The organism is Microcystis sp. M169S2, from assembly GCF_020245865.1.
Lineage (GTDB): Bacteria > Cyanobacteriota > Cyanobacteriia > Cyanobacteriales > Microcystaceae > Microcystis > Microcystis ichthyoblabe_A.
The window spans coordinates 1-4,538 of record NZ_JADBUB010000226.1 but is presented as its reverse complement, the minus strand read 5'-3'; the positions used below and the strand labels follow the sequence as shown (position 1 = coordinate 4,538).

The following is a 4,538-nucleotide window of genomic DNA, read 5'->3' as shown; positions in this document are numbered from 1 at the left end:
TACTTTGGGGAAACCATTACGGGGGAATTGGCTAACTACAATGCCAGTAATACCTACGCCGATGAACCGAACGGAGAATATCGAAACGAAACAACTCGCGTGGGACAATTTCCCCCAAACGCCTTTGGACTGTACGATATGTACGGCAATGTCTGGGAATGGTGCGCCGATACCTTTCAGGGTAATTATGACGGTGCGCCGAGGGATGGCAGTGTCTGGATAGAAAATGGGGATGATAATCGTTCTCCTCTGCGGGGCGGTTCCTGGGGCTTCAATCCTTATTACTGCCGTTCCGCGATTCGCCTCAACCGCGACCGCCGCGACTTCCGCAACTACCATTTCGGTTTTCGGGTAGTCTGCGTATTCGGGAGAACTCTCTAACCCTTTTTCCTTTTTCCCCTTTTACCCTCATTCCCTATTTTTTCTTTTTTCTTTTCTTTCCCGCCCTTAGGCGGGTCGATTTTGTAGGGGCGAACTCGACCCATTTGGTCGATTTTTGCTTAACAATTGTCAAGGATTGTTAAGATGCGCTTACCCTGCACTTTTCCCCTAGTTCCCAAAACTAAACTCTAGGAATTTTTAGCCACTGCTCAAGAGGATGAAGTTAAAGCAGAAAAGAATTTAACTTAGTGTCAACAGACTTGCAAAAATTAGGTGGGCATTGCCCACCCTAATCTTAGGATGGCGGTTTGTAGGTAGAAGCAACGGATAATTCCTTTAATTGCTTGGCTGCCACTGTTGAAGGTGCAGAAGTGAGTAAACAACTAGCTTGCTGGGTTTTCGGGAAAGCAATCACATCGCGAATCGATTCTTCTCCTGCTAACAACATCACCAAGCGATCTAAACCGTAGGCGATGCCACCGTGGGGAGGGGTTCCGTATTCAAAAGCTTCTAACAAAAAGCCGAATTTATTATAGGCTTCCTCTGGGGATAGACCGATGGTGGCGAAGACTTTTTCCTGTACTTCCCGTTGATAGATCCGCAAACTGCCGCCACCGATTTCAATACCATTAAAAATCATATCGTAGGCGAGGGCGCGAGCGTGGGCTAGATCGTCTAAATCTTCGGGATTGGGGGCAGTAAAGGGGTGATGCAATGCTTCTAGGCGTTTTTCCTCGGCGTTGTATTCAAACATCGGGAAATCCGTCACCCAGAGGAGGTTGATTTTCTCAGGATCAATTAATCCCAATTGTTCCCCTAAAACTAAGCGTAGGCGGGATAGGGATTTATTGACTGTATCGGTATCTCCTGCCCCAAATAAGAGCAGATGCCCCGGTTTTGCGCCAGTCTTCTCGATTAAAGCCTGTTTTTGTGCCTCTGTTAGGTTATCTTTAATCGCACCAATGGTATCAAAATCGTAGTCTTCGCGCACGCGGATGTAGGCAATTCCCTTCGCACCCGCATCGGTGGCTTCTTTGAATAAATCCCCACCCGGTTTGATTCTGACGTTAGAAATCGCCTCGTTACCGTTGGGAATCGGTAAAACTTTCACCGTCCCACCACTAGCGATCGCACCTGAAAACACCTTAAATCCCGAATCGGCAAAAATCTCCGCCACATTGACCAATTCCAAGCCAAAACGGGTATCAGGGCGATCGACCCCATAGCGATCCATAGCCTCAGAATATGTTAAACGGGGCAGGGGCAGGCTTATATCAATATTTTTGACTTTTTTGAAGATATGAGCGATTAAAGCCTCATTTAGGGCTAAAATCTCGCTTAAGGAGAGAAAACTCATCTCCATATCCAACTGAGTAAATTCCGGTTGACGATCGGCACGCAGATCTTCATCGCGGAAACAGCGAGCGATTTGATAGTAGCGATCCATTCCCGACACCATTAATAATTGCTTAAATAGTTGCGGTGATTGGGGTAAAGCGTACCATTGGCCCGGGTTGACACGGGAAGGAACCAGATAATCCCGCGCTCCTTCGGGAGTCGATCGAGTTAAAATTGGCGTTTCCACTTCGATAAAATGCTGTTCATCTTCGAGAAAACGGCGCATTTCTTTGACAACTTGGTGACGTAGTTGTAAATTCTGACTCATACGCTCCCGGCGTAGGTCTAGATAACGGTATCGCAAGCGCACATCTTCCCGGACTGATTCACTTTCGGAACTAGAGACGACAAAAGGCAGTTGTTTAGTAACCCCGTTGAGAATCTCGATGCTAGTGGCGTAAATTTCGATTTCTCCGGTGGCAATGCGCGGGTTAAGGGATTCGGGCGGCCGTTGACTGACTGTTCCCGTCACCTTGATAACATACTCGTTTCTGACGGTTTCAGCGATGGGATAGGAAGCGGGAGTTCGTTGGGGATCACTGACGATCTGGACAATACCACTGCGATCCCGTAGATCGATAAAAATAACGCCACCGTGATCGCGACGACGATCGACCCAACCGAAGAGGGTGACACTTTTTTCAATTTCGATCGCGCTAAGGTCGCCACAGTAGTGAGTTCGCATAGTCTAACTAGAGAATTACTTATATTACGAATGTAGTATAGAAAGGATGTGGCCAGAAAAAAATCAGACGGCCTTGTTCATTATGCCGGTATTTTGTCGCTCTTGTCCCTTTGTTTAGAGTATTTTTATGGTCTCCTAAGTAGCTGGTTTTAATTAAATTGAAGATAGATTTTGGGTTCGATCCCCCCTTCCCCCCTTGATAAGGGGGGATCGGCACCCCCTTAATCCCTCCTGAATAAGAGGGCATCTGACAATTTTTAACACCTACCTACTTAGTCCTCGGCTATCGGCTTTTTGCGGATCGGCTATAATCAACAAGGCTCATCTAGCAGTTACCAATTTTAAACGATTAAAATCATGAATTCCTTAGAAAAAAAAATGGTGGAACTGTTAAGAGAACTCAGGGAAGATCACCATGTTTCAGGGGTAAAAGCAGAATTCGAGACGGAAGGAACCCGACTGACGGAAGCGATGCGGTTGAAAGAAATTAGTCTGAAAGCGGGGGTGGATTTTAATCTGAAAATTGCTGGTTGCGAAGCGGTCAGAGATATCTTTGATGCGGTTAATTTAGGAGTCGATCGCTTGATTGCTCCCATGGTAGAAACAGCCTATGCTTTACAAAAATATCTGCGGGCAGCTAGGAGGGTTTTAGCCGAGCAACGGGTGGAAGATGTGGAGTTATTAGTTAATATCGAAACTATTACTGCCTGTGAGAATTTTCAGGAAATGTTGGCGATTCCAGAGATAAAATCTCTCCATGGTATCGTCATCGGACGGATGGATTTAGCCTGTTCTTTGGGATTAACTCGCCGGGATGTCAATAGCGAGCAAGTTTTAGATCTGGCTTTACCTTTGGCAAAAAAAGCTAAGGCTGCCGGTTTGACTGTGGCTATTGGGGGTGGGGTGTCACTAGATTCTTTACCGTTTTTCAAAATGTTCTGCCAAGGACATTTTGACCGCTTCGAGACACGCAAAGTTATCTTTGATTGTCCCCAAGCTTTGGATAATTTTAGTTTAGCTTTGCCAAAAGCGATCGAGTTTGAATTACTCTGGCTAGAGAATAAGAAAAATTATTATGGTGCTATTGTTCGTGAAGATGACCGGCGTTTAGAAATCCTCCATGATTTACTTTTTGGTTAAAGATATTGGACTGATTATGAATAAATTATCTTAATTATTTTACAATGGTAACTAGGAAGCAATTTAACCCACTTTTGCGGTTGCTTTTTCTGAGGATTTAGATGATCCAGCAATCTTACCAACAGTTTCGACAATGCCAGAGTATCTAAAGCACGAACTTCTGCACTATGCCAAGTATCTCATAGAAAACCACTCAAAGAGATATATGGAATGAACGCTTTTCTATAACCATAAACTCCTTTGATAATGGAAAACACCTCAAGAGCGGAGAAATCAATCAATGTTTACCACAATAGAAGATAAACAATCCCTTTCCCTCGAAGCATTTCTTGCCCTTCCAGAAGCTAAGCCTGCTAGGGAATATTATCATGGAATTGTCACTCAAAAACCTATGCCCAAAGGAAAACACAGCATCTTACAATTTGAGTTAGCCTCTGCCATTAATCAACAGACTAAACCTCTAAAATTAGCTTATGCTCTACCTGAATTACGTTGTACTTTTGCAGAACGTTCAATTGTGCCAGATATTGCGGTGATTCGTTGGGAGAATTTGCCACGAGATCTAGATGGAGAAATGGCTGATCAATTTTTAAGTTATCCCGATTGGATTATTGAAATTATGTCTCCCGAACAATCTGTTACCTTAGTGATGGAAAAGATTATTTTCTGTTTACAACAAGGAACAGAATTAGGTTGGTTGATTGATCCTTCAGCAAAGTCAGTCACCGTTTTTCAAACAGGATTACCGAAAGTACATATTGCAACCGCAGGCAATAATCAGCCTTTAGCGGTGAATGAACTACCCCGCCGCAAGCGGACGGGGTATCAGAATCAAAATAGACTCAATTGTAGATTTTGGTGTAGCTGCAGGTATTCTTTATCTTGTTCTTTTACATATCTCGCTATCATACCTTCATCCCCATGCTTTCCTACC

At 44.3% G+C, this 4,538-nt stretch carries 4 protein-coding genes and 2 pseudogenes; 4 read left to right on the top strand and 2 right to left on the bottom strand.

Annotated features, from left to right (window positions below):
• The coding region (locus tag IM485_RS20545) for a formylglycine-generating enzyme family protein (RefSeq protein ID WP_287745282.1) at positions 1-381 on the top strand (381 nt) is incomplete at its 5' end.
• Between the two features lie 295 nt (positions 382-676).
• Here the strand turns inward: IM485_RS20545 and aspS are convergent.
• The gene (gene aspS / locus IM485_RS20540; RefSeq protein ID WP_002804133.1) at positions 677-2,464 is read right to left on the bottom strand and encodes an aspartate--tRNA ligase; all 1,788 of its coding nucleotides are present in this window, start codon (positions 2,462-2,464) and stop codon (positions 677-679) included.
• 357 nt (positions 2,465-2,821) lie between these two features.
• On the opposite strand from aspS, the gene IM485_RS20535 reads away from it, so the two are divergent.
• From IM485_RS20535 to IM485_RS20525, 3 genes and pseudogenes are all read left to right on the top strand, one after another.
• Positions 2,822-3,604 carry an aldolase/citrate lyase family protein gene (locus IM485_RS20535; RefSeq protein WP_287745279.1) on the top strand — a complete coding sequence of 261 codons (783 nt, stop codon included), beginning with the start codon at positions 2,822-2,824 and terminating at the stop codon, positions 3,602-3,604.
• 112 nt (positions 3,605-3,716) lie between these two features.
• Positions 3,717-3,818 (top strand): DUF2281 domain-containing protein, encoded by a 102-nt coding sequence (locus IM485_RS20530; RefSeq protein ID WP_194016068.1) that lies wholly within the window; start codon positions 3,717-3,719, stop codon positions 3,816-3,818.
• A 66-nt stretch (positions 3,819-3,884) separates the two neighbouring features.
• A pseudogene (locus IM485_RS20525) lies at positions 3,885-4,397 on the top strand (Uma2 family endonuclease); the annotation flags it as partial.
• A gap of 38 nt (positions 4,398-4,435) precedes the next feature.
• Here IM485_RS20525 and IM485_RS20520 read toward each other — a convergent pair.
• Positions 4,436-4,538: pseudogene (locus IM485_RS20520) on the bottom strand (IS200/IS605 family transposase); the annotation flags it as partial.